Genomic DNA, 23,039 nt, shown 5'->3' with positions numbered 1-23,039 from the left:
GTACTGATCTCCGTATGCTTTTGATTAAAGACTTTGAAGTTCGTACGCTGCCTGATAAGGGCAAGGGTGTTTTTGCTACGCGTGATATTCCCGCCGGTACTATCATTGGCGACTATCTCGGTATGATTGTCCCTAACGAAGATGTTCACGAAGAAGAACAGGGGCTCTACGCCATGCTCTTAAATGATCAACTTTCAATCCTCGCCAATCCAACAGAAAGTGGTATTCATCTTATCAATCACTCGTGCGAGCCAAATTGCGGTATGTATCCATTGGGCGATCATACGGTATATTTTGCCCGTCGTAAGATTTTTCGAGGCGAGGAGCTCGCCGTCTCATACACTATTGGTCAGCCCGACGAAGAATGTAATCCGTGTAGGCATATTTGTATGTGCGGGTTTCCGTCATGCAGGGGGTCACTTCACTGTTCAGACCCAGAACTCAACGCCTTTTTTGCTTTTGAGCGCGCCGCACTCGCCAAGCAAAAAGGCCGCTACGGGAGATACATTTTTGAAGTTGGTAAAAAACTTGAACCACTCGCTTCGTATCCAAAAAATATCAATGATCATGAGATTTATCAGCTTTTTGCCGTTCGAGGCAAACCTGCGTATAAGCTAACCGGCAAACCAACGCTTGCTGCTATCCGCGCTTGTATTCGCCAAGAGGGCAGGCCGTGCAAGATACCAGCACGCGGTATTACCGTGCTCGCTATCGTTGGCAAAGAATTGCGTGTTATAGTTTCCTCATGAAAGAGTCAGCGCCCTATTTGCCAGACGAGTCTCATGGCCACCCTCCCGCGGTCACCGAGCGGCCAAAAGTATTCGAGGGGGAGACCGAAGAAGAATCGTTACGCGCGTGGGATCCAGTTTTTCAATTTGCGCGTGAATATTATCGAAAACTGAGAAAAGATATCCCTTTGGCTGACCACCCAGAGACCGTCAATGAACTTGTGCGAAGCGTGCAAGACGAGGTGTATGACCGTACTGCTATGTATATCCCTGAGGTTTTAAAAGATACGGCGTGGAGTGGCTCTGAAGAAAAGTTTACAGAAGCGGTGACTGGGCGCAACTATTCGAGTATTGATCTTAAAGACGCAGCTATGACCAAGACTACTTTGGGGCTTAGTCTGGTATCCGAGCGCGCGTGTGCCGCGACGATGAGCGAGGCACTCAAAGGTCTCGCGCCTGAAGACTTGGAGCGCTTTGGTATGGATACTGATGTGCGTGATATTATCGCGGACGCGATACCAAGATTGACGGCATCCAACGCGGAATATGTACGCCTCTGGGCTCGAGCGCTTGGCGGTGAAGGCAGAGAGAACCGACCTATAGACGCGGTACGCGAACACGCGCGTATGAATAGCGCTCTTGAAGATATGAAGACTCGTTTTGCCGAATCAGCGTGGCTCAAAGACTTCGGAGATACGGGAGAAGAATTTTTGGGATACCTCGATACGCTTCAGGGCGCTTATCGTCCGTTTAATAAGGAAGGCGAGGCATATTCTGCCGTGTATCGAGATCGTCTTGTAAAAGAGACCTACGATTTATTTCTCGATTTTTATAAAGCCCACCCAGAATTTCCTTTGATACTCATGCCACAAAGCGGTTCTATGCTCAGTGACGATGTTGAGGTAAAAAATCTTGGCTTTGATCCTGAAATACGCATTGTATGGCAAACGGCTCGCGAGCGCGGTATTTCCGCAACCGTAGAAGGTCTTCGTGGCGACTTTTCCGATGCTCTGGGCAAATCGTTCCCCGATCTTATTAAAAAAGAGGATCTCGCTGTTATCGCGGAAAGTCGTGCTATCGTTGGCAACGATCTTGCAGCACTTGGTATCAATATGAAGTTTCGCGGCGTTGCCCAAGATGGAGAGGATCGTAACTGGAACTTGTTGATCGAAAATGCTCAATGGCGTGAATATACCAAGCCGGCGATGGAAAAAATTAAAAAGTTAGTACCAGCAGAGCTCCGCGAAGTGGTCGAGGATCGATCGTTTGGTGATTTGATGAATATGTTGTCATTTTTTCATGAGTTTGTTCATAGGATTTATTCTGACGAAAGCAAATCGGCAAAACGCCTCGGTGATCTCAACGATACATTTGCCGAATCAAAGTCTGATACGCTCGCGCGCATCGTTTTTACCAAAGTCATGCAAAAAGAAGCCCGGCAGCGTTTTGGCGATCAAGCTCAAGAAGCCATGAACCTCGCCATGCTGGGTGATGATTTGGTTAATTACTATGACGGGAATCCCGACGGTGAGGATTATCCATATTGGTTAGGAGCGTCAGCGCGTCTCGGTGTTCTTGCGGAAAAGAATGTTTTTATAAAGACCGGCGATGCCGTCTCTATTGATGAGTTTAAACTTCGCGAAGATTGGGGGGCATATATGATGCCATTAGGACGCGAGTTACTGCAGATGTACGCAAGCGCCGAGTCAGATCTCAAAGAAGCAAAAAATATCGCGGCCCGTCTTGACACACCTAGCGATGCGCTGATGCTTAAAGATCTTGGTGAGCACCTTGCTCGTCGCGGATAGTACAGATTTGAAATGGCTCAGCCCGCAAAACAGTTTGACCGCAAGTATTTTTCTTCGGGTAGTTACGATTCATATAAAGAGGATGTTTTGAGCTGGACGCGCCCCACGGCGCGCAAAATTTTTTCGTATATCAAAAACAGTAAAAAACCACAGATACTCGATGTCGGATGCGCTGAAGGATATTTGATGGACGAGTTGCATAGATCTCACAAGATTGCGGTCGAGGGGATTGAGTTTTCTCACTACGCGCTTACTCGCGCGTTGCCATCAGTCAAAAAATATATCACTAAAGGAAGCCTTCTTGACGTACCAATTGCTCCTCGTGCGTACGACGCTATTATCTGTTTTGATGTTTTTGAGTATTTAACGCTGGAAGAAAACAAAAAAGCGGCGCGTATACTCGTACGCGCGTCACGAGATTATATTTTCTTTGCCAATCCATATAAGCACTCGTTTCAAGGATCTCAAAAACTCAACCCAGATTCATTGCGCATCACTGCGTTTACACAAAAAGAGTATCAAAAGATATTTAGAGATGCGGGCGCGCGATTCGTAGGCAAGTTCAACGCGGGATCAGGTAGCGATATATTAATTTTTCGCATAAAAAAATAATTACGCACCAAAAATGCTTTACATTTTTTTCGTACCTTCTACAATAAAAATGTAATGGATGCCAAAACGAATGGGAATGGGAATGGCAACGGAAATGGAAACAGTAACGGTGCTGCTGAAAAAATTTCCAGAAAATTCCTTTTTATCTCGTGGGAAAGTTTGTCGGGAGATTTAGCATGGCAGGTTGCCAAAGAAGGCAATGAAGTCAAATGTTATATTGATCGTCAAGATGATCGTGATGTCTATGATGGATTTCTCGAGAAAGTGGATGATTGGAAAGCTCATAAAGATTGGGCGGATGTTATTATTTGTGATGACACCGGCTTTGGCAAAATAGCAGATTCCTTGCGTAAGGAAGGTAAATATGTCGTTGGCGGCAGTATCTATACTGACATGCTCGAAGAAGATCGCGAATTCGGTCAAAACGAGATGAAATCAGTAGGTATGAACATTTTGCCCCACTGGGATTTTACTGAATTTGACGCAGCTATTGAGCATATCAAACAAAATCCTGGCAGATATGTCTTCAAGCCATCAGGCAGCGTGCCGTCTGATCAGAAAGGTATTTTGTTTATTGGTCACGAAGAAGATGGTAAAGATATCATCGAAGTCCTCGAACACAATAAAAAAACATGGGGCAAGCGTATCAAGCGTTTTCAGCTTCAAAAAGTTGCCGAGGGCGTGGAAATTGCAGTGGGAGCATTTTTCAATGGCAACGACTTTCTCTATCCCATCAATGTAAATTTTGAACACAAAAAACTTTTTCCCGGCGATATTGGTCCGTATACCGGTGAGATGGGCACCCTGATGTTTTGGTCTGCGCCGAACAACGCGTTTCGCGTCACACTTGAGAAGATGCGCGACAAGCTCAAAGAGAGTGGCTATTGTGGTTATATTGATATCAATTGTATTGCAAACGCGCGTGGCATTTATCCCCTTGAGTTTACCTGTCGCTTTGGTTATCCTACTATCAGTATCCAGATGGAGGGTATCATGAGTCCCATGGGCGAATTTCTGTACATGATGGCGAAGGGCGAACCCTATGACATTAAAACCAAAAAAGGCTTTCAGATAGGTGTGATCATCGCAGTACCGCCGTTTCCCTATGATGACAAGCGCGAAGCAGCTATCTATAAGGACATTTCGATACTTTTCAAAAAGCCGAACCTCGAAGGTGTGCGTCTTGGTGATGTAAAGCTGGTTGACGGTGACTGGCACTTGGCGGGCGATTCAGGTTATGCGTTGGTGGTGACGGCTGCGAGCAACACGGTAGAGGAAGCTCGCCAGCTTGCATACAAGCGTATCAAAAATGTGCGTCTTCAAAATATGTTTTATCGCACCGATATTGGGGTCAAGTGGTATCACGAATCTGACCAGCTACAAACTTGGGGTATTTTATGATGACGAAATTGCGCATCACGCAGATTGTAGGAGGGGTGCTCTTGGCGCTTTTTTTGGTTATAGGATGGGGTTTTGGAGTAATATTTCCGCCAACACCAAGTCAACCCGTCGTTCGTATTGAGCGTGGTATGAACGCCGAGCAGATCGGCGCGCGCCTCAAAGGAGCGGGCGTTATTCGTTCGCGTATCTTTTTTGTGTGGGCAGCGTATGTATCAGGCAGACAAAACCGTTTGGGCGCGGGATCATTTGAATTTATTGGAGCAAATTCCACATTTACGGTACTTGAGAATTTGCTTGCGCAAAAAAGTGAGCGTGCTGTCCTCGTCACCGAAGGGTCAACGGTGCGTGATATCGCGTCTACTCTTTCGTCGGCTGGTATGCCGGCAGGATTACGCTTTGAAGTGATCGCCATGGCGCGCGAAGGTTTTTTGTTCCCCGATACGTATCGGTTCTTTGAGTCCGCGTCAGCAGAAGAGATTGTTGACGTGATGTACAAAGAATTTCAGGAAAAAATAAAACCATTTGAAGCGGATATCAGGGCGAATGGCCATTCGCAGCAAGACATCATTACTATGGCATCGATCATCGAGCGGGAGGTGCGTACGCCGCGTGATAAGGTGCTCGTAGCAGGCATTTTGTGGAAGCGCATGCGTGAAGGTATGCCATTGCAGGTTGATGCGACGCTTTTTTATGTGACCGGTAAAGCAAGCCATGAACTCGATAAAAAAGATCTCGAGAACGCATCGCCTTACAATACCTATGAGCACAAAGGGTTGCCGCCCACACCCATCTCAAATCCCGGCATCGAATCTATCAAGGCAGCAATTCATCCGGTAGAATCTCCATACTTTTTTTACTTGTCAGGGAGTGACGGCACAACCCATTACGCTCGCACATTCGATGAGCATAAGAAAAACAAAGCTCTCTATCTCAAATAGCGATTCCGTGGTATAGTACGCGCGCTATGGAGAAAAAGAAAAAGATCTTTGTAGGCATGTCGGGCGGCGTTGATTCTTCGGTAGCAGCAGCCCTCCTCAAAGAACAGGGTTATGATGTACATGGTGTTTTTATGCAGGGTTGGCAAAACCCGCATTTTGAGTGTACCTGGAAAGAAGACCGCCAAGATGCCGCGCGTGTCGCGGGTATGTTAGATATTCCGTTTCGTGTTTTAGATTTCTCACGCAAATATTATGAAAAAGTAGTAGCGTATCTTATTGCCGAATACAAAGCTGGTCGCACGCCAAATCCTGATGTGATGTGCAATCGCGAGATCAAGTTCGGATTGTTCTATGACTGGGCGCGCGAACAAGGCGCTGACTACATCGCGACTGGTCACTACATTCGCCGTGATGGCGATAGACTTTTGGTAGCAAAAGATACCAATAAAGATCAAACATATTTTTTGTGGGCGCTCACACCAGAGATTGTCACGCACTCACTCTTTCCGGTAGGCGAATATACCAAGCCCGAAGTACGCAAAATCGCCGAGAAATACAATTTGCCCACCGCGTCTAAAAAAGATTCGCAGGGCATTTGCTTTGTAGGTAAAGGGAGTATCGCTGATTTTTTGCGCGAGCATATCGAGACCACCCGAGGTGAGATTCGTACGGCTGACGGCAAAAAAATAGGCGAGCATGATGGCTTGGAGCTTTTTACAATCGGTCAGCGTCACGGTATTGGCACCCCTGGCGGATCGGGCGAGCCGTACTACGTGGCCGCAAAAGACGCCGCTACGGGTACGCTTACCGTTGCGCAAAGTGATACCGATCCCGCGCTCTACAAAAAAGAGATTATGTATCAGGGCGCCAATTGGCTCAAGGCGCCGGCAGTTTTTCCGTTTGAATGCGAAGCCCGCATTCGTTATCGAGCGCCTTTGGCGCGATGCCTCGTCGAAGACGGGCGTGTTATTTTTGATAGTCCACAGCGGGCAATTGCCCCCGGCCAGTCAGTTGTTTTTTATAGCAAAGGTGAGCTTTTAGGTGGCGGGGTTATAAATTGATAAATATAAAAAGAAAAGGGGTTGCCTTGTAGGCAACCCCTAGTGTTAGATCGTCGCTGGCACAACGATTTTTTCCAGTTCATCGATTCGGTCAAGTTCCTCAAGCAAGTGATTGTGATCCATGTCACCGCCTTGATCATCAACTTTCTGCCAGATTGCGTTGATGATTTGACGGACACGCTCACGGGTGATTCCGAAATGTTGCCCAGAGGCTTCTAGGGTGCGATGTCCTCCGGAACCGTCAAAGCCATAGAAAATGTTGAAGAGCCTGACATCGCGTTCTGAGAGTGACAACTTATCAGTAATTTGTCGGAGAGTCTCATTGATCTTTTTACGGGCAGTTTCGAGTTCTTCGGATGCCTCGATGTAGAGCTCGTGGTTCAGGATTTGCTCGTCGGGAAGGCTTTCACCCAATGTTGGTTCGTTATCCTCGTTCTTACCGCGATGACCATCCATATTGATTACATCATCAAGCGAGATTGTTTCGATGCGCATTCTGATGAGCGCTCGACTGACTTTGTCCACCGGTAGCTCGGCAGCACATGAGATCTCTTCCGCGGTTGGGATACGACCCATTTCTTCGGCGATCCGCTGTGAGACTTCGCGGATCTGATGATCCAGCTCTTGAATATGAATAGGGAGGCGTATGGTTCTCGACTGATCTTGGATCGCACGGGAAATTGATTGTCGGATCCACCATACCGCGTAGGTGGTGAAGCGTCCGCGGCGATAGTCGAACTTTCCCGCTGCAATGATAAGACCAGCGTTGCCTTCTTGAATGAGATCCTCAAGCGACAAGTTACTCCACATGTAGCGAGAGGCAACCCATCTGACGAGCCGCAGGTTGTGCTCAACAAGCCCATTGCGTGCATCAAGATCGCTTTCCTCAAAAATGCGCCTACCAAGTTCCCGCTCCTCTTCGAAAGAGAGCAAAGGATAGCGACGCATTTCGGAGTAGTATTGACCGAGAACATCATAATACTCGTCCAGACTGGATTCTTCATTAAGGTGTTCCGGTGCGATTGGCAACCCCTTATAAGTACCAGGGAGTTCCGTACCATCTTGAACTTTGCGGAACTTTTTAGGCTCTTTTTTTCGAGTCGGATATTGATCATGGTACGCGGGCGCGTCTTTATCAGTGACTAGCTGTACTCCATTTGACCGAAGGAGCTGGCCAAGCCAGCTGATAGTTTCGGTAAGGCGTTCGCGGTCGCGTTCGGTTTCCTTTGGAATGAGCTGTGCAATCTCATGAGTCGAGATTTTACCACGCAAAAATGCTGCTTGCAGCAGCTCGATGCCTACCAGTTTGAGCCCCCGTGACCGAAGATCGGCAGGGAGCGTTTGGTTGATACCCTCTATTGTTTCTTCCATGACATCTCCCTCCCTTTTTAAGGTTGGACAAAAATAAGAACTCCCAGTAAGGACTCTAGAGCATTGACAATACATTGTCAATATGTTTTGCTTGCGCATAGACGATCCTCGAAAAATTACTGTCGCAAAAGACAGAAAGGAGATACGACGGATGTATAAGCCCTATTCCTACCAGCTCAAGTGCCTCAATGTATTAGAGAGCGTACGGGCTACTGGTCTTACAAGAGCCCTTGTGGTTATGGCAAGTGGCCTTGGCAAGACAGTGACCATGGCTTTTGACGCAAAAGCATTCCGGGAACGGCAGGGAGGGGGTCGCGTACTCTTTCTTTGTCACAACAATGACATCCTCTACCAAGCAAAGACCACTTTTCATGCCGTCAATGGTCCCGAACGAACCTATGGCTACTTTCATGGCGAGGAAAAGCATCTACATCATGTTGACTTTCTCTTTGCTTCATTCCAGACCATGGAGCGCTCGAGAGAACTGTTTGATCCAACAGAGTTTGCCTATATTGTAGTTGATGAAAGCCATCACTCTCAAGCGGACACCTATCGCTCGACAGTCGAGTACTTTAGGCCGCAATTTCTTCTCGGTGCCACTGCAACCCCCAATCGGCTCGACCAGCTCGATATCCGCGAACTCTTCGGGCACGAAGTGTATTACCTTCCGCTCGAAGAAGCGATAGTACGAGGACTCGTGACCCCCGTTGACTACCGGTTACTGACGGATGAAATAGTACTATCTGAAGAACTCAAGGCAGAAGACGGGAGTCGGGTCTCACTCGCGGAGCTTAACCGCAAGGTTTTTATTCCACGACGTGATGGGGAGATTGCAAAGATCATTGCGCGACACACTGCGGGATTTCAGAATCCTCGTACAATGATTTTTTGCAATTCAATCCGACATTGTGAGCACCTTGCCAAGTTCATACCGGACAGTTTCGCGATTCACTCGAAGGTCCCCGACAGGGAGCGTGCGGTAAAACTCGAAATGTTCCGGCAAGGTATCATCAGTACCGTGCTGACGGTCAACGCTTTCAATGAGGGCATCGACATCCCACAGGCAAACATGGTTGTCTTCCTGCGCTCTACAACCTCGAACACTATTTTTCTTCAGCAGCTTGGCCGTGGGCTTCGCAAGAGTGATGGCAAAGACAAGGTCATTGCCCTCGACTTTGTCGCTAACTGCGAACGGATCAAGATGGTCCATACGTTGTGGCGGCAAATTGAAGATGCGGCGTTGCAGCGTAGGGGAGGGGGTGATTTGAACCAAGCAACCTCTTCGCCGATGATGCTCAACGTCAATTCCGTGAACTTCACGGAGACGATTGTTCCTCTCTTGAGGCTGATGGACCGGGTCCGACCAGCTCGTGTGTCAGAAGTGGAGTATCTTCTAAAGAAATACTCGTCATGTAATCCCATTCCCGCCGATCGTGCTGTTGCAGGATCGGCTATGAAGTATCTATGGATATGTTCCATATGTAGCTACGAATGGCAATCGCAGGGATCAAGACGGATGCAGGGTCGCGGGTGCCCCTCTTGTGCCAACAAGGTTGTAACAGAAAAAAATAATCTCGCGATCACACATTCAGAGCTTGCTAAGGAATATTCAATCCGTAATATTCTTCCTGTAACAGCGGTGACTGCGGGGACAAATAAAAAACTTTGGTGGAGATGTGCATCGTGCACTTATGAGTGGGAAACGAGAGGAGCCGACCGCGTTGCAGGTAAGGGCTGTCCCTCTTGTGCGCGCCAACGAGTAACTCACCTCAATAACTTGACTATTACAAACCCAGAACTTGTCAAAGAATACTCCTCGCGAAACTTGATCCCTGCCACTCAAGTCATTGCCAGTACAAGCAAAAAACTCTGGTGGATTTGCCAAATGTGTATGCATGAATGGCAAGCTGTAGGGGCTAGTCGTTCACGAGGTGTTGGTTGTCCCTCGTGTACCCACCGAATTGTAACCACAACCAACAATCTTGCAGTTACATACCCAAAACTTTCCAAAGAATACTCGACTCGTAATGCACTCCCCGCTACTGAAGTAGTCGCTGGTAGTTATGCAAAGTACTGGTGGATATGCGGGACATGTCATCATGAATGGCAGGTGTCGGGCAGCCATCGTATACAAGGAAGTCATTGCCCTCGATGCGCCGTTAAAAAACGGATATCCTCTCGTAATGCGACAGTGATGAAAGAATGAAACCTAACAGCCCCGCAAAGTCGTTCAGACGATGCGGGGTCTTTTTTATACTAGAATAGAGACATGATAGGTTCCACTCTTTTTATTGCCGAGGTGAAAACACAGTCACCGTTTGGGTATCGGGCACAAAAATCGTGGGAGGAGCTTTTTGATATTGCCAATACGCACGGCGATTGGCTTTCGATTCATACCGATCCGCGCTGGGGAGGCTCGTTTGAGCTACTGGCAAAGGCGCGCAAACTTACCCAAAAACCGATACTTGCCAAAGGTATTCATGCGACTGATGATGATGTGCGCCGCGCAGCTCTTTTAGGAGCCGACTTTGTGCTGGTGGTGGGGCGTACACCAAGCATATATTCTGAAAAAATTATTGTTGAGCCATTAGATATGGATGCGCTCAAAAAAATACCGCAAGAATATCGCGTACTTTGGAATAGTCGCGATCTTGCGACGGGAGAGCTTAAAAAAGAATCGTTTGCCGACGCGCGCGCATTGCGTGACGGCTGGCTTTGTCAGGCGAGTAATATTCATGCACTTACTGATATCCAAAAGGGCGCTGACGCGATACTCGTTGGCGAGCATCTCGAAGAGTTTATCAAATCAATCAAATAAGCTATACTGCCCATTATGAAAGGCTCGGAAATACGGCAGAAATTTCTCCATTTTTTTGCAAAAAATGGCCACACGGTGGTGCCATCAAGCTCGCTGTTGCCCGACGACCCGTCGGTATTGCTGACAACCGCGGGCATGCAGCAGTTCAAGCCCTATTATACCGGTGCGGCAGACGCTATGCGTGACTTCAAATCACTCAATACCGCATCATCACAAAAATGTTTTCGTACCTCTGACATCGACGAGGTGGGCGATGATACACACCTGACATTTTTTGAAATGCTCGGGAACTTTTCATTTGGCGGGTATCTCAAAGAAGGTGCTATCAAGTTTGCTTATGAATTTATAACCCGCGAGCTTGGTCTTGAGATTTCGTATGTCACAATCTTCGAAGGTTCTCACGGCGTACCCAAAGACGAAGAGTCTCGTGCGGCGTGGCAAGCACTCGGTATTAAAGATATTCGTGAAGAGGGTATTAACGATGTATTTTGGGGCCCTACAGGCACCTCAGGCCCGTGTGGCCCTACAACAGAGATTTACTGTACCAATGCTAGTGGTAAAGATGTGGAGGTATGGAACCTCGTGTTTAACCAGTTTTTCTACGCAGGTTCACGCGAAGAGCTTTTAGCTCAAACTTCCGGCAAGGCGCTCGAACCACTCAAAACTCCCGGCGTTGATACTGGTATGGGTCTCGAGCGCCTAGTGATGATCGCGCAGAAAAAGCGCAATTTATTTGAGACGGATCTATTTGCACCATTTTTAGAGCTTGTCCCAAACGCGTTTGATGAGCGTGTGCGCCGAGTGATCGTTGATCATATCCGTGGCAGTGCTTTTTTGATCGCTGACGGTGTGCGCCCTTCAAATAAAGAGGCGGGATATGTTTTGCGTCGTCTGTTGCGCCGGGTGTTTGCCTACGAAGAGCTTTATAAAATGCCCGTACATATTGTCGATGCACTGGTGCACGATATTGTGCATGAATACGGCGAGACCTACAAAGATCTTGGCACTAAAGCTGACACGGTGCGCGTCGAGGTGACGGTCGAGCGCGAGCGTTTTATGCGTACGCTTAAAAAAGGCCTTGGCGAGCTTGAAAAAATACAAACGCTTGATGCGCAGTCAGCATTTCGTTTGTATGAGACATTCGGGTTGCCCTACGAGATCATTAAAGAGCTTGGCGGTGAGCGCGCCTCGGTACTCAAACGCGAGGCATTTGACGAAGAATTTAAAAAACACCAAGAAAAATCTCGCCAAGGTGCTGAGAAAAAATTTGGCGGCCACGGCTTGATACTCGATACAGGCGAGCTCAAAGCAAAAGACGCTACCGAGCTCCAAAAAGTGACTCGTCTTCACTCAGCTACACACTTACTTCAGGCTTCGCTCCGCAAAGTACTCGGTACCGAGGTACATCAGATGGGTTCCGATATCACGGTAGAACGCACGCGCTTTGACTTTGCATTTGGCCGTAAAGTGACTCCCGATGAGCTCAAGGCGGTAGAAGATCTTATCAATGGCGCTATCGAGAAAGATTATAGTGTCACTAAAAAGCTTTTGCCGTTTGATGAGGCAGTCAAAACCGGCGCTCTCTATTTTTTCAAAGAAAAGTATCCTGCTGAGGTCAATGTCTACACATTTGGTACTTCCGACGAGTCCGAGGTCTTTTCGCGCGAGTTTTGTGGCGGGCCACATGTTACCCACACGCGCGAAATCGGAAAGTTGCGTATACTAAAAGAAGAAGCGTCTTCATCGGGCGTTCGTCGCATTCGTGCTACAATAGAGCCATAATGTTTTTCCACAAATCGCAAAAGAAGGTTGGTCTTGCTTTTGATATTGGCACGGCATCAGTGAGTGCCGCGCTCTTTGAGCTTCGCGGTGATGATCCGCGTCCTCATGTACTTAAGATTTTTCGTAAGTTTTATACGGCTTCGCTCAAGCGCGACGCCTCGCACTTTAGTAAATCAACCGTGGGCCAATTTTCCGCCATTCTCAAAGATGCAGGTACCGAGCTCAAAGGTATTATGCCTGAGATCTATGTGGTCGGGCTCTCATCTATCTTTTATCTTGGCAAAACAGAACGGGTCTATGAAAAGCGTCCCAAGCCGCGCGTGGTCACACAGGCAGATACGGCAAGCTTTATCAATCAGGGTCAGCAAAAATTTTTGGCTGATATCGGCCATGGCGATGTGGTTATCATCGAAGAAGTATTGATGCGTTCACTGCTCAATGGGTATCGGGTAGATCAGCCGACTGGTAAAAGCGCTGAAGAAATCGAGTCATGGATTCATTTTGCGGGTACCTCACGCGAACTCTATGACACCTTTACCTCGGTCATCAAAAGCTCGCGTCCTGACGCTCATATCAGATTTTCAACTTTTCCTATTACTACTTGGCTCTTGATGCAAGAGGCACTTGCGCCCGAACACTCAGTGATCATTGTTGATATCGGAGGCGAGCTCACCGAAGTTACTTTTTTAGTAGATGGCGTTATCACCGAGATTGTGTCGCTTCCTTTTGGAGTACTCAATATTTTGTTGCGCATTTCAGAATCACAGCGGGTTGATCTGGACAATGCGCTCACGCTTCTCAAAGCATACACAGGCAATACACTAACCGCAGATGCATCGGCAAAGCTTCGTGCTACTATAAAAAAAGAGATGAAATCATGGGAAGAAGTTTTTGAACGCATTTGGCAGCGCGCCTCTAGAGACATCATGAGCGATGTCAAAATGCTTTTTTTGGGTGGCGGTGCGCTTGTGAGTGATATGAAAAATGCCGTTGCTCCACCGCTCTTGCATCCCGATCTCGCGCGTGGACTTCATGTCTCGGTCATACAACCCGAAGCGTTTCAAGACAAATTTGGTACCTTTGGCGCATTCGACGGTCCCGGAGATTTTGGTCTCATGTCGCTTATCGCGAGTACACGCTATTATACTAAATGAGTATGTTTTCTTCTGGCAACAACCAAAAACGCGTTATTTCGGATATCCGTCCTGCGGGTGGCACCAAAAAGTCGCCCATGCTTGTTCCTAAAAAACATTCATCCGATCCACTTCCTCCGCGTCATGAAAAAATAGTAAATCATACGACGGGTGAAAAAACACGCCGTTTTGGTTTACGGCAAACAGCTATCATTGTTGGCGCTATTGTTGTTGTTTGCGCTTCTATCTGGTGGTCGTCAACGCTTACGCTTGTCATCCGAAAACAAGAACGAAATTTCAATATGGGCGAGGGTGTCCCACTCACAGTCACCGCTAAGGAGTTTAAGACTGAAATCGTTGAGCGAGGTGAGGGTGTGAGCACCAATGTCGAGGCGTTTAGCAAGCGCGCGTCCGGCGTAGTGCTGGTATATAATAACTATTCTTCCGAGCCGCAGGTTTTGGTCCAGAATACACGCTTTCAGACTAGCAAAGGCCTGGTATTCCGCGCCAAGAGTCGTGTGGTGGTACCGGGTAAAAAAGGAGACAAGCCAGGATCTGTCGAGGTTGAGATAACCGCCGATGCGCCAGGCGAAAAATATAATGTAGGTTTTTCTGATTTTAAAATCCCCGGATTTTCCGGCACCCCAAAGTATGACAAGTTTTATGCTCGTTCGCGCGCTGATGGGCCGGGCGACATCAAAGGAGGAGCTGCCGGGCAGGGTAAGGTTGTAGGTAAAGCCGAGGCAGAAGCGCTTCTCAAGAGTCTTGAGGAAAAGGTAAAGGCGAACTTGGCGACAAAACTCGCAGATGAAATGAAAGATCCGTATGTTATATTTCCTGATACCATTGAGGCAAACATCACATTGCGCGTGACTGATCCGCCCATTGGCGCTCCCGGAGATAAGTTTTTTGGCGAGGTACGGGGAGAGGCAAAAGTTTTGGCGGTTGACAGGGCCGCCTATCAGGCCGCGCTCGCTAATATCCTATTTGAAGATAAGGCGTTGATCGCCAGTTTTACTTTGCCAGTGGGCACAAAACTCTCTTGTGAGAAGCCAAAGCTTGATTATGCAAAGAGCGCTATCTCTTGTACGGTACAGGGTAAGATTGTCTTTGAGGGGGCGGTGCCTGTTGATGAATTTCGCAAGAAAGTGCTCGCCGCCAAAAAAGTAAGTGATATCAAGGGCCTCCTCACTCTGTACCCAGGAATCAAGAATATAGAAGAGACTTTTAGACCCTCATTTCTCAAGCGCATACCCTCTCGCTCCAGTCAGCTTATCGTCCAAGTGCGCTAGTATTGACATCAAATCAACTCTCGGATATGATGGAGAACATATTCCTATGCTAGATGAAAAGACTCTGCGCGAAGGCGTTGTACTAGAAGCGTTCAAGGGCGGTCTTTTTAGGGTGAAACTCGACAATTCCGAGGATGAGGTATCGGCTCATCTCGCGGGAAAAATGCGTTTCCATTATATCAAAGTTCTTGTCGGCGACCGGGTGAGGATCGCATTCTCGCCTTATGACAAGGAAAAGGGTCGTATTGTCCAGCGTCTCTAGCCTGGAATCTAAGACGTAAGACAAATGAAAGTACGCGCATCAGTAAAGAAAATTTGTAATAACTGCAAACTGGTCAAGCGTCAGAGACGCCTTTTTATTGTTTGTAAGACTCCAAAACATAAGCAACGACAAGGATAATATATGGCACGCATCGCAGGGGTTAACATCCCCGACAACAAAAAAATAGAAATCTCCCTTTCATACATCTACGGCATCGGCCGTCCTTTGGCGCGCGTCATTTTAGAGAAAGCAAAGATTTCAGACACCAAGCGAGCCAAAGATTTGACCCCTGATGAGACTGCTCGTCTCCGCGCTATCATCGAAAAAGAATACGCGGTTGAGGGCGCGTTGCGTCGTGAGATCTTGCTCAACATCAAGCGTCTCAAAGACACGGGCGCGTATCGCGGTACACGCCATATGCGTAACTTGCCATTGCGTGGTCAGCGCACCAAGACAAACTCTCGCACTCGCCGAGGTAACAAGCGTGTGACGATGGGTTCAGGTAAGCGTAAGGTTGATAAGAAATAAAATCCTATGGGCAAAAAGCGTATCATCAGAAAATCAGGGGAAGGCGAGGCATCATCGCCGCGTCAAGCCGCAAGCTCGCGCCGCAAACTCGCGCATGGGCTTGTGCATATTTCGGCAACCTACAATAACACACTCATCTCTCTTACTGATGCGCGAGGTAATCTTTTTGCTCAAAACTCGAGCGGACGCATGGGCTTTTCCGGTTCAAAGAAGGGCACGCCGTATGCCGCTACGAAAGCTGCCGAAGTCATAGCTGATCAGGCGCGCGACATGGGTGTCACTGACCTTGATATTCGTATCAAGGGGCTCGGTTCGGGTAGAGAGTCGGCACTTCGTGTATTCGGTCAGAAAGGTTTTGCTATCAGCTCTATTCGAGATATGACGCCAATCCCGCACGGCATCCCGCGTCTCAAAAAACCTCGTCGCGTATAGCATCCACCCTATCAATAAACATATATGATACAAGATTCAAAATGTAAAAAATGTCGGAGACAAGGCGAAAAGCTCTTTTTAAAGGGTGAGCGTTGTTATTCACAAAAATGCGCGATGATCCGCAAGCCGTATGCTCCCGGTATTCATGGTAAGGGTGGTACCAAGCGCAGAAAAGAAGTGTCTGAGTTTTCTCGCCAACTTCATGAAAAGCAGCGTGTCCGTTTGCTCTACAGTGTTTCCGAGCGCCAGTTTTCTAACTATGTCGCGAAAGCGCTCGCGGGTCATGGTGGTGATGTAGTCCAAAAATTTGTCTCCGCACTCGAATTGCGTCTTGACAATACTGTATTTCGTCTCGGCTTTGCCGTTTCTCGTTCTGTCGCGCGCCAAATCATTTCGCATGGTCACATCACCGTTGATGGTAAAAAAGTATTTGTGCCTTCATATCGTCTGAGTGTAGGTCAGCGTATTGGTATGGCACAAAGTTCTGCTGCCAAGGGTGTATTCCGCGACATCGAATTGTTACTTAAAAAACACGAGACTTCTTCGTGGCTCTCGTTTGTACCCGAGAAGCACGAAGGCACTGTGAGCTCTTTACCAAAAGTCGAAGATATGGTACGATTATACGATGTAAAGTCTATTATGGAGTACTATTCCCGCTAATAGGGGGTAGTCTCATTTTTAATATTTTATGAATACTACAATACTTCTTCCTTCACGGCCCTATGTCGAAAACGAAACTCCGACCAAGGCTGATATTATCATCGAGAGTTTGCACCCAGGATACGGTGTGACGATTGGCAACGCGATGCGCCGCGTCCTTTTTTCGTCTCTGCCAGGCGCTGCCGTAACCCGCGTTAAAATCCAAGGTATCAATCATGAGTTTTCGACCATTCCTGGCGTGCTCGAAGATGTGCTTTTGATTGTCCTCAATCTCAAACAGCTTCGTTTCAAGATGTATAGTGAAGAGTCCGAGACTATTTTGTTTGAAGCCAAGGGCGAGTGTGAGATAAAAGCTGGTGATATCAAGACTTCTTCAAATCTTGAGATCATCAACAAAGATTTGCATATTGCGACTCTTACCAAAAAAAGCGCGACATTCTCTATCGAACTGACGGTAGAGCGTGGCGTAGGATATCGTCCCAAAGAAGTAATCGAAAGCCAGCGGTTAGAAGCAGGTGCTATCGTACTTGATGCTATTTTTACTCCCATTCGTAAGGTTAGCTACCATGTAGAAAATATGCGTGTCGGTACTGAGACTGATTACAACAAGCTCATCATGTCGATCGACACCGATGGCACGATCACCCCGCGAGACGCATTTACTTCTGCTCTCGAGATTCTTATCGGGCAATTGGGTGAACTTCGCGCATTCGGTGAGAAGGGCGAAGTACTTTCTATTCTACCGGAGCGCAAACAAGAAATCGCAGCACCCGCCAGCGACGACACCGATTACGGCAGTATATTACTTGAAGATGTAAAGCTTTCGAGCCATACGCTCAATGCGCTTGCCCGTGCCGGATTCACTAAGCTTGGTGATGTCGCACGCAAGACCGAGACCGAGCTTCGCGAGCTTGATGGCGTTGGCGAAAAAGCCATGCAGGAAATACATCGTGAGCTTGGCAATTTTGGCTTAACACTTAATCAAGAAGACTAAACAACTCCTATGCAACATCGTCGTGTCGGTAAAGTTTTAAAACGAGAAAAGGGGCCACGCGAGGCGCTCTTGCGTTCGCTTGCCCGTTCTATTGTTTTGAAGAGCGCCATCACCACGACCCAGGCCAAGGCAAAAGCTGTCCGCCCCGTACTCGAACGCTTGATCACGACCGAGAAGAAGGGTACGCTTGCCGGACATCGCACCGTTGTAGCAGCCCTCGGCAAAGATGCAGCTACTCATCTCAAAAAAGAAATTGTCCCCAAGATGACCACGCGCAACGGCGGGTATCTCCGTATCACCAACATTGGTATACGCAAGTCAGACGCCGCGCCCATGGCTCATATCAGTATCGTCCAATAATATGACACAGAAAACAGCAAAAAAGACTGATATCACAATCGACGCTCGCGGTATGGCGCTTGGTCGACTTGCCTCGCAAGTCGCTGTTTTGATTCGTGGTAAAGGTACGACTGATTGGGAAAGCCATGTGGCACCAAATCAAAAGGTTATCGTAAAGAATGTGGGTCAAATTCGCCTTTCTGGTCGCAAATGGGATCAGGGTGGCAACGAGCGTTATTCGGGTTTCCACGGTGGTCTCCGTATTCCTACCTACCGCGATATCTTTACCAAAGATCCGGCACGGTTGCTTCGCGAGGCGGTCACTGGTATGATTCCACGCAATCGATTACGCAAGGATATTTTAAAAAATCTCATCATTTATGTCACAGACGAAAAGTAAAACTGCTGCCTTTACGGGCAAATATATCGAAGCTGTCGGACGCCGCAAGACCTCTATTGCGCGCGTGCGTATTTTTGCTAATCAAGAGGGCATCGTTGTCAACGGTATCGACTACAAGAAATATTTTGTTACCGTAGACATGCAAAAGATTGTTGAAGACGCTTTTCGTAAAGCGCGTCCCGAGACTCATTTTGGTGTATCAGTCAAAGTAGAGGGTGGTGGTATTCACTCACAGTCAGAGGCAGTACGCCACGGCATTTCTCGTACACTCAACACCTTTGATATCGCATTGCGCCACAGTCTCAAAAAAGCAGGCTTTCTCAAGCGTGATCCTCGCGTCAAAGAGCGCCGTAAGTTCGGCCTCAAAAAAGCTCGCCGCGCCCCTCAGTGGTCAAAGCGTTAATCTCAAAAATCCCTCCCGCGATTGCGGGAGGGATTTTTGTTTAGCAGGAGAACAAATTAGCACTCTTGACCCACGAGTGCTAATTGTCTATAATGCTCCTATGCTCAAAGAGCGCGAAAAAAATATCCTTGAACTTTTGGTCAGGGACTATATTCGTACCGCAGAGCCTGTATCATCCGAGCGCATTGCGCGGCATTTCCGTGGCAACTTGAGTCCCGCATCGATCCGCAATGTATTTGGTGTTTTGACCGATGAGGGTTTTATCGTCCAGCCCCATGTCTCGGGAGGGCGCGTGCCATCCGTGCGTGGGTACCGTTTTTTTGTAGACGAAGTATTGGCCGATGAAGTGGAAACAGCGGTGACGCAACGCGTAACCCAAGTATTGGGTGGCATGCGCGCGTTGCAGGAAAAGATGGCTCAACACTTTCGTGTACTCTCAGCATTTGGTGAAGGTATGCCTATAGGTTTTGATGAGGTATTTCGTGAACCTGAATTTGCTGAGCGCGATGTCGTCAAAGAGATGGGCATATTCCTCGATCATCTTGAACGCCAGCGTGACGCGTATAGAGAGTCACTCGAAGATGATCCATTTCGCGTGTATATTGGCGAGGAGAACCCCGTCGAGCGCATGCGTGCGATCAGTGTAGTAGTCGGTCGGCGCGGGAGAGACGATGTCTTTTTCGTAGCAGGGCCTACGCGCATGAATTACGAAGGTATTATTGGTACCATACGCATATGGATGAAGAACGATTAGACGATATCGAGCTTGAGGCGGAAGACGATGCGAATCCCAAGCTGACAAAACTCAAACACGCGCTCGAAATCTGTAAAAAGGAAAAAGACGAGTATCTTCAGGGTTGGCAGCGAGCAAAAGCAGACTATTCAAACGCTGAGCGCGAATCACGCAAAGGCCAAGAGTCAGCAGTACAGTACGCAGAGATTCGTATGGTACGCGAGATCCTTGATGTTGTAGACACCTTTGAAGGCGCCTTTGCCTCACCACCGCCCGATTCTCCGTGGGTGCAAGGTATGCGCAACACACTCGAGAAGCTCAGAGGTCTCCTCAAGCGTTATGATATTGAGTCCATCGATGCTCTCGGCAAAATATTTGATCCCGTATGGCATGAAGCAATTGAAGTCAAAGAAGTCGCGAGCGAGGCAGATGACAACAAAGTGATGACAGAATTTCAAAAAGGGTATCGGATAGGTGATCGAGTCATCCGCCCCGCAAAAGTGAGTGTCGGTGAATTTAAAAAAGAATAATAAATAAAAAAATATTATGGCAAAAATACTTGGAATTGACTTAGGCACTACCAACTCAGCGATAGCAATCATCGAGGGCGGTGCTCCAAAAATAATCGAAAACAAAGAAGGTAATCGCACCACGCCGTCTATTGTCGCACTCTCAAAATCAAACGAGCGTTTGGCAGGGTTAATTGCGAAGCGCCAAGCAGTCACCAATCCACGCGGTACTATTTATTCTGCCAAACGCCTTATCGGTCGCAAGTTTTCTGATGCAGAGGTACAGCGCGACAAAACACTCTTGCCGTACACCATCAAAGAGTCAGCCAATAGCGGCGTTGAGATTGAAATGGGGGGCAAAGGATATCGTCCCGAAGAAATCTCGGCGATGATTTTGCAAAAGCTCAAAGCAGACGCTGAAGAAAAGCTTGGTGAGAAAATCACCGAGGCGATTATCACGGTACCGGCCTACTTTAGCGATTCACAGCGCAAGGCGACCAAAGACGCAGGCGAGATCGCGGGGCTCACGGTGCGCCGCATTCTCAACGAACCGACGGCAGCTGCGCTCGCATATGGTTTCAATAAAAAGAAAGATGAAAAAGTGGTTGTCTATGACTTTGGCGGCGGTACTTTTGATGTTTCAGTGCTTGATATTGCCGAAGACACCATCGAGGTGAAGGCAACCGGTGGCGACACACACTTGGGGGGTGATGACTTTGATCAAAAAATTATTGAGTGGATCATCAGCGAGTTCAAAAAACAATCAGGCATCGATGTATCCAAAGATGCGATAGCTCTCCAGCGCCTCAAAGAAGCGGCGGAAAAAGCAAAGCATGAGCTTTCGGGTACCATGGAGACCGAGGTCAATATTCCATTCATTACATCAAACGAATCAGGCCCCCAGCACTTGCTTCTCAAACTCAAGCGCGCAGATTTTGAGCAGCTCGTAGGTGATTACATCACCAAATCAATCAATATCACGAGTCAGGTTGTCAAAGACGCCGGACTTGCGATCGGCGATATTAATGAAGTTATCTTGGTAGGTGGTCAGACGCGCATGCCGGCAATCGTAGAGGCCGTTAAAAAACTCTTTGGCAAAGAGCCGAATCGCACCATCAACCCTGACGAAGTAGTGGCACTTGGCGCGGCCGTACAGGCAGGTATCTTGCAGGGCGATGTTAAAGATGTGCTCTTGCTCGATGTCACGCCACTCTCCGTTGGTCTCGAAACTTTTGGCGGAGTATTTACCCGTATCATTGAAAAAAATACCACCGTGCCGACTGCAAAGACACAGGTGTTTTCAACCGCGGCGGATTCCCAGCCGTCAGTCGAGATCCATATCTTGCAGGGTGAGCGTGAGATGGCCACAGACAACAAAACACTCGGCCGATTTATTCTTGATGGCATCCCACCAGCACCCCGAGGCATGCCCCAGATTGAAGTCTCATTTGATATCGATGCCAATGGTATTTTGTCGGTGAAGGCAAAAGACAAGGGTACCGGCAAAGAGCAGTCAGTACGCATCGAGGCATCGAGCGGGCTTACCAAAGATGATATCGAGCGTATGAAGCAAGATGCCGCCGTACACGCAGATGAAGACAAGAAAAAGCGTGATTTGGTAGAAGCCCGCAATATCGCAGACACCATGGTATACACGACTGAAAAGGCAGTGCACGATGCGGGTGACAAAGTACCCGAAGCACTTAAAAAAGAAATAGAAGACAAAAAGAAAGAGCTCGACGAGGTCATGAAGGGCGAGGACGCGGCAAAAATCCGTGACAAGGCAACGGCCTATTCGGTAGCGGCTCAAAAGATAGGGGAGTTGATCTATAAAAAAGATGCAGAAGCCACGCCGGGTGCAACACCAGTTGAACATGAGGAAGTAAAAGACGATAATAAGGGTAATGAAAGCACCGGCTAAAGAAGCCACGCTCCTTACCCTCCTCGTACTCTCGTCAGGCCTCCTGTGGCTCTCAATCTCGACACTGCTCCCGCGTCTTTCGTGGGACAATATGAATTTGATCTGGAGCACGATTGCCGCCACCATCGCGTTTCTTGCGATGTGGGGGCTTTCGGTTATCTTGGTAGATAAAATTTATTTGATGCTCGTTGGCTGGGCGCTCGCGTCCTACATGGGTGTCATTTGGTACCAGACACATTTTTTTATAGTGATGGCTACTGCTCTTTTCTGTTTTGGTATTTTGGGTATGTTTCGCACCAAATATCAGATGGAACGCACGCTCGAGGGCGGTGTCGCCAAAAGTCTTCGCAAGTGTTTACCACTTACTGTTACCTTTCTTGCTGCCGCCATTGCCACTGCTGCGTTTGCCGTCACACCCAAGCAAAATTTGGAGGTAGAGGCATTGATCCCACGCTGGCTTTTTGACCCTATCCTTGAGACGATTGATCCTGTGATCCGCGGTGTTGATGGCGCGTTTGATTCAAAAATTTTATACGGAGATTATGTAGCCAAAAAAGCAGCAGCTGAGACAGGTCGTGAACTGACGACCAACGAGCGCGCACTCGCCACCCGCGAGTCCGCCAAAATGCTCAATGAGCGCATTGGGGTTGAACCACGAGCAGACCAAAAGATGGGTGATATTATCTATATGGTGGGTATCAATTTTATGCGCGCGCAGGCAGGCCGTTTTCAGGGAGTATTCCCTATTGCATATGCAATTGGATTTTTTGTAACGCTCCGATTTTTCGGTATTTTTCTCTATTGGATCGCCATTATGATCGTGAGTATGGTTTTGCGCATTTTGCGTAGATTTGGTATAATCGGCGTAAGAACGATACCTGCAAACGTCTTTGTCTACTCGTTCTTTTAAGGAA

Annotated in this window: 25 protein-coding genes; 24 read left to right on the top strand and 1 reads right to left on the bottom strand. The window is 47.9% G+C overall.

The genetic code is table 11. From position 1 onward, the window contains the following. Positions 1–14 precede the first annotated feature (14 nt). Genes AAB417_03040 through mnmA form a run of 6 tightly spaced genes read left to right on the top strand, consistent with a single transcriptional unit; the run spans position 15 to position 6,548 of the window. Positions 15–749, top strand: coding sequence for an SET domain-containing protein (locus AAB417_03040; protein ID MEK7630978.1), 735 nt, complete (start codon positions 15–17; stop codon positions 747–749). Then, positions 746–2,536, top strand: coding sequence for a hypothetical protein (locus AAB417_03035; protein MEK7630977.1), 1,791 nt, complete (start codon positions 746–748; stop codon positions 2,534–2,536). The genes AAB417_03040 and AAB417_03035 overlap by 4 nt, the downstream gene beginning before the upstream one ends. A 12-nt stretch (positions 2,537–2,548) precedes the next feature. Continuing rightward, positions 2,549–3,148, top strand: a complete 600-nt coding sequence (locus AAB417_03030) for a class I SAM-dependent methyltransferase (GenBank protein ID MEK7630976.1) — start codon at positions 2,549–2,551, stop codon at positions 3,146–3,148. 54 nt (positions 3,149–3,202) lie between these two features. Then, the gene (locus AAB417_03025) at positions 3,203–4,549 is read left to right on the top strand and encodes a phosphoribosylglycinamide synthetase C domain-containing protein (protein MEK7630975.1); all 1,347 of its coding nucleotides are present in this window, start codon (positions 3,203–3,205) and stop codon (positions 4,547–4,549) included. Beyond that, positions 4,546–5,487 carry an endolytic transglycosylase MltG gene (gene mltG, locus AAB417_03020; GenBank protein ID MEK7630974.1) on the top strand — a complete coding sequence of 314 codons (942 nt, stop codon included), beginning with the start codon at positions 4,546–4,548 and terminating at the stop codon, positions 5,485–5,487. The genes AAB417_03025 and mltG overlap by 4 nt, the downstream gene beginning before the upstream one ends. A gap of 26 nt (positions 5,488–5,513) precedes the next feature. Next, a complete protein-coding gene (gene mnmA / locus AAB417_03015) occupies positions 5,514–6,548 on the top strand; it encodes a tRNA 2-thiouridine(34) synthase MnmA (protein ID MEK7630973.1) in 1,035 nt (344 codons plus the stop codon). 45 nt (positions 6,549–6,593) lie between these two features. Here the strand turns inward: mnmA and AAB417_03010 are convergent, their stop codons facing one another. Continuing rightward, positions 6,594–7,919 (bottom strand): RNA polymerase sigma factor RpoD/SigA, encoded by a 1,326-nt coding sequence (locus AAB417_03010; GenBank protein MEK7630972.1) that lies wholly within the window; start codon positions 7,917–7,919, stop codon positions 6,594–6,596. A gap of 82 nt (positions 7,920–8,001) precedes the next feature. Between AAB417_03010 and AAB417_03005 the strand changes: the two genes are divergently transcribed. The 18 genes from AAB417_03005 to AAB417_02920 all read left to right on the top strand — a co-directional run bounded on the left by AAB417_03005 (position 8,002) and on the right by AAB417_02920 (position 23,035). Continuing rightward, complete coding sequence (locus tag AAB417_03005; GenBank protein MEK7630971.1) at positions 8,002–10,125, top strand: zinc-ribbon domain-containing protein; 2,124 nt, start codon at positions 8,002–8,004, stop codon at positions 10,123–10,125. 63 nt (positions 10,126–10,188) lie between these two features. Then, a complete protein-coding gene (locus tag AAB417_03000; GenBank protein MEK7630970.1) occupies positions 10,189–10,737 on the top strand; it encodes a hypothetical protein in 549 nt (182 codons plus the stop codon). A 15-nt stretch (positions 10,738–10,752) separates the two neighbouring features. After that, on the top strand, positions 10,753–12,519 hold the full coding sequence (locus tag AAB417_02995) for an alanine--tRNA ligase (GenBank protein MEK7630969.1): 1,767 nt from the start codon (positions 10,753–10,755) through the stop codon (positions 12,517–12,519). Beyond that, positions 12,519–13,673, top strand: a complete 1,155-nt coding sequence (locus tag AAB417_02990; protein MEK7630968.1) for a hypothetical protein — start codon at positions 12,519–12,521, stop codon at positions 13,671–13,673. Before AAB417_02995 ends, AAB417_02990 begins: the two co-directional genes overlap by 1 nt. A gap of 2 nt (positions 13,674–13,675) precedes the next feature. Then, entirely contained in the window at positions 13,676–14,944 is a 1,269-nt protein-coding gene (locus tag AAB417_02985) for a hypothetical protein (protein ID MEK7630967.1), read from the top strand. Positions 14,945–14,990: 46 nt separating this feature from the next. Beyond that, complete coding sequence (gene infA / locus AAB417_02980) at positions 14,991–15,206, top strand: translation initiation factor IF-1 (protein MEK7630966.1); 216 nt, start codon at positions 14,991–14,993, stop codon at positions 15,204–15,206. 24 nt (positions 15,207–15,230) lie between these two features. After that, entirely contained in the window at positions 15,231–15,344 is a 114-nt protein-coding gene (gene rpmJ, locus AAB417_02975; protein ID MEK7630965.1) for a 50S ribosomal protein L36, read from the top strand. A 3-nt stretch (positions 15,345–15,347) separates the two neighbouring features. Next, on the top strand, positions 15,348–15,734 hold the full coding sequence (gene rpsM / locus AAB417_02970; GenBank protein MEK7630964.1) for a 30S ribosomal protein S13: 387 nt from the start codon (positions 15,348–15,350) through the stop codon (positions 15,732–15,734). Between the two features lie 6 nt (positions 15,735–15,740). Next, on the top strand, positions 15,741–16,166 hold the full coding sequence (gene rpsK, locus AAB417_02965; protein MEK7630963.1) for a 30S ribosomal protein S11: 426 nt from the start codon (positions 15,741–15,743) through the stop codon (positions 16,164–16,166). 24 nt (positions 16,167–16,190) lie between these two features. Beyond that, positions 16,191–16,826: a 30S ribosomal protein S4 gene (gene rpsD, locus AAB417_02960; protein MEK7630962.1), complete on the top strand. Its 636-nt coding sequence runs from the start codon at positions 16,191–16,193 to the stop codon at positions 16,824–16,826. A 28-nt stretch (positions 16,827–16,854) separates the two neighbouring features. Next, the gene (locus tag AAB417_02955; GenBank protein MEK7630961.1) at positions 16,855–17,820 is read left to right on the top strand and encodes a DNA-directed RNA polymerase subunit alpha; all 966 of its coding nucleotides are present in this window, start codon (positions 16,855–16,857) and stop codon (positions 17,818–17,820) included. A 9-nt stretch (positions 17,821–17,829) separates the two neighbouring features. After that, positions 17,830–18,180 carry a 50S ribosomal protein L17 gene (rplQ, locus tag AAB417_02950; GenBank protein MEK7630960.1) on the top strand — a complete coding sequence of 117 codons (351 nt, stop codon included), beginning with the start codon at positions 17,830–17,832 and terminating at the stop codon, positions 18,178–18,180. A gap of 1 nt (position 18,181) precedes the next feature. Beyond that, on the top strand, positions 18,182–18,559 hold the full coding sequence (rplM, locus tag AAB417_02945; protein ID MEK7630959.1) for a 50S ribosomal protein L13: 378 nt from the start codon (positions 18,182–18,184) through the stop codon (positions 18,557–18,559). Further along, positions 18,540–18,962, top strand: a complete 423-nt coding sequence (gene rpsI / locus AAB417_02940; protein MEK7630958.1) for a 30S ribosomal protein S9 — start codon at positions 18,540–18,542, stop codon at positions 18,960–18,962. Before rplM ends, rpsI begins: the two co-directional genes overlap by 20 nt. Before the next feature lie 100 nt (positions 18,963–19,062). Beyond that, positions 19,063–19,716, top strand: coding sequence for a hypothetical protein (locus AAB417_02935; protein MEK7630957.1), 654 nt, complete (start codon positions 19,063–19,065; stop codon positions 19,714–19,716). Then, a complete protein-coding gene (locus AAB417_02930; GenBank protein MEK7630956.1) occupies positions 19,698–20,225 on the top strand; it encodes a nucleotide exchange factor GrpE in 528 nt (175 codons plus the stop codon). Before AAB417_02935 ends, AAB417_02930 begins: the two co-directional genes overlap by 19 nt. Before the next feature lie 16 nt (positions 20,226–20,241). Beyond that, entirely contained in the window at positions 20,242–22,125 is a 1,884-nt protein-coding gene (gene dnaK, locus AAB417_02925) for a molecular chaperone DnaK (GenBank protein ID MEK7630955.1), read from the top strand. Then, positions 22,109–23,035: a hypothetical protein gene (locus AAB417_02920; protein ID MEK7630954.1), complete on the top strand. Its 927-nt coding sequence runs from the start codon at positions 22,109–22,111 to the stop codon at positions 23,033–23,035. The genes dnaK and AAB417_02920 overlap by 17 nt, the downstream gene beginning before the upstream one ends. Positions 23,036–23,039: the final 4 nt, after the last annotated feature.

The organism is Patescibacteria group bacterium, assembly GCA_038064855.1.
Lineage (GTDB): Bacteria > Patescibacteriota > Minisyncoccia > Ryanbacterales > GWA2-47-10b > SICQ01.
Note: the sequence above shows the minus strand (reverse complement) of the source record. Positions and strands in the feature narration are given on the sequence as shown.

Bases quoted from the DNA above. Each gene is read 5' to 3' on its own strand.
- AAB417_03040 (MEK7630978.1), top strand. From the start codon at position 15: ATGCTTTTGATTAAAGACTTTGAAGTTCGTACGCTGCCTGATAAGGGC.
- AAB417_03035 (MEK7630977.1), top strand. From the start codon at position 746: ATGAAAGAGTCAGCGCCCTATTTGCCAGACGAGTCTCATGGCCACCCT.
- AAB417_03030 (MEK7630976.1), top strand. From the start codon at position 2,549: ATGGCTCAGCCCGCAAAACAGTTTGACCGCAAGTATTTTTCTTCGGGT.
- AAB417_03025 (MEK7630975.1), top strand. From the start codon at position 3,203: ATGGATGCCAAAACGAATGGGAATGGGAATGGCAACGGAAATGGAAAC.
- mltG (MEK7630974.1), top strand. From the start codon at position 4,546: ATGATGACGAAATTGCGCATCACGCAGATTGTAGGAGGGGTGCTCTTG.
- mnmA (MEK7630973.1), top strand. From the start codon at position 5,514: ATGGAGAAAAAGAAAAAGATCTTTGTAGGCATGTCGGGCGGCGTTGAT.
- AAB417_03010 (MEK7630972.1), bottom strand. From the start codon at position 7,919: ATGGAAGAAACAATAGAGGGTATCAACCAAACGCTCCCTGCCGATCTT.
- AAB417_03005 (MEK7630971.1), top strand. From the start codon at position 8,002: ATGTTTTGCTTGCGCATAGACGATCCTCGAAAAATTACTGTCGCAAAA.
- AAB417_03000 (MEK7630970.1), top strand. From the start codon at position 10,189: ATGATAGGTTCCACTCTTTTTATTGCCGAGGTGAAAACACAGTCACCG.
- AAB417_02995 (MEK7630969.1), top strand. From the start codon at position 10,753: ATGAAAGGCTCGGAAATACGGCAGAAATTTCTCCATTTTTTTGCAAAA.
- AAB417_02990 (MEK7630968.1), top strand. From the start codon at position 12,519: ATGTTTTTCCACAAATCGCAAAAGAAGGTTGGTCTTGCTTTTGATATT.
- AAB417_02985 (MEK7630967.1), top strand. From the start codon at position 13,676: ATGTTTTCTTCTGGCAACAACCAAAAACGCGTTATTTCGGATATCCGT.
- infA (MEK7630966.1), top strand. From the start codon at position 14,991: ATGCTAGATGAAAAGACTCTGCGCGAAGGCGTTGTACTAGAAGCGTTC.
- rpmJ (MEK7630965.1), top strand. From the start codon at position 15,231: ATGAAAGTACGCGCATCAGTAAAGAAAATTTGTAATAACTGCAAACTG.
- rpsM (MEK7630964.1), top strand. From the start codon at position 15,348: ATGGCACGCATCGCAGGGGTTAACATCCCCGACAACAAAAAAATAGAA.
- rpsK (MEK7630963.1), top strand. From the start codon at position 15,741: ATGGGCAAAAAGCGTATCATCAGAAAATCAGGGGAAGGCGAGGCATCA.
- rpsD (MEK7630962.1), top strand. From the start codon at position 16,191: ATGATACAAGATTCAAAATGTAAAAAATGTCGGAGACAAGGCGAAAAG.
- AAB417_02955 (MEK7630961.1), top strand. From the start codon at position 16,855: ATGAATACTACAATACTTCTTCCTTCACGGCCCTATGTCGAAAACGAA.
- rplQ (MEK7630960.1), top strand. From the start codon at position 17,830: ATGCAACATCGTCGTGTCGGTAAAGTTTTAAAACGAGAAAAGGGGCCA.
- rplM (MEK7630959.1), top strand. From the start codon at position 18,182: ATGACACAGAAAACAGCAAAAAAGACTGATATCACAATCGACGCTCGC.
- rpsI (MEK7630958.1), top strand. From the start codon at position 18,540: ATGTCACAGACGAAAAGTAAAACTGCTGCCTTTACGGGCAAATATATC.
- AAB417_02935 (MEK7630957.1), top strand. From the start codon at position 19,063: ATGCTCAAAGAGCGCGAAAAAAATATCCTTGAACTTTTGGTCAGGGAC.
- AAB417_02930 (MEK7630956.1), top strand. From the start codon at position 19,698: ATGGATGAAGAACGATTAGACGATATCGAGCTTGAGGCGGAAGACGAT.
- dnaK (MEK7630955.1), top strand. From the start codon at position 20,242: ATGGCAAAAATACTTGGAATTGACTTAGGCACTACCAACTCAGCGATA.
- AAB417_02920 (MEK7630954.1), top strand. From the start codon at position 22,109: ATGAAAGCACCGGCTAAAGAAGCCACGCTCCTTACCCTCCTCGTACTC.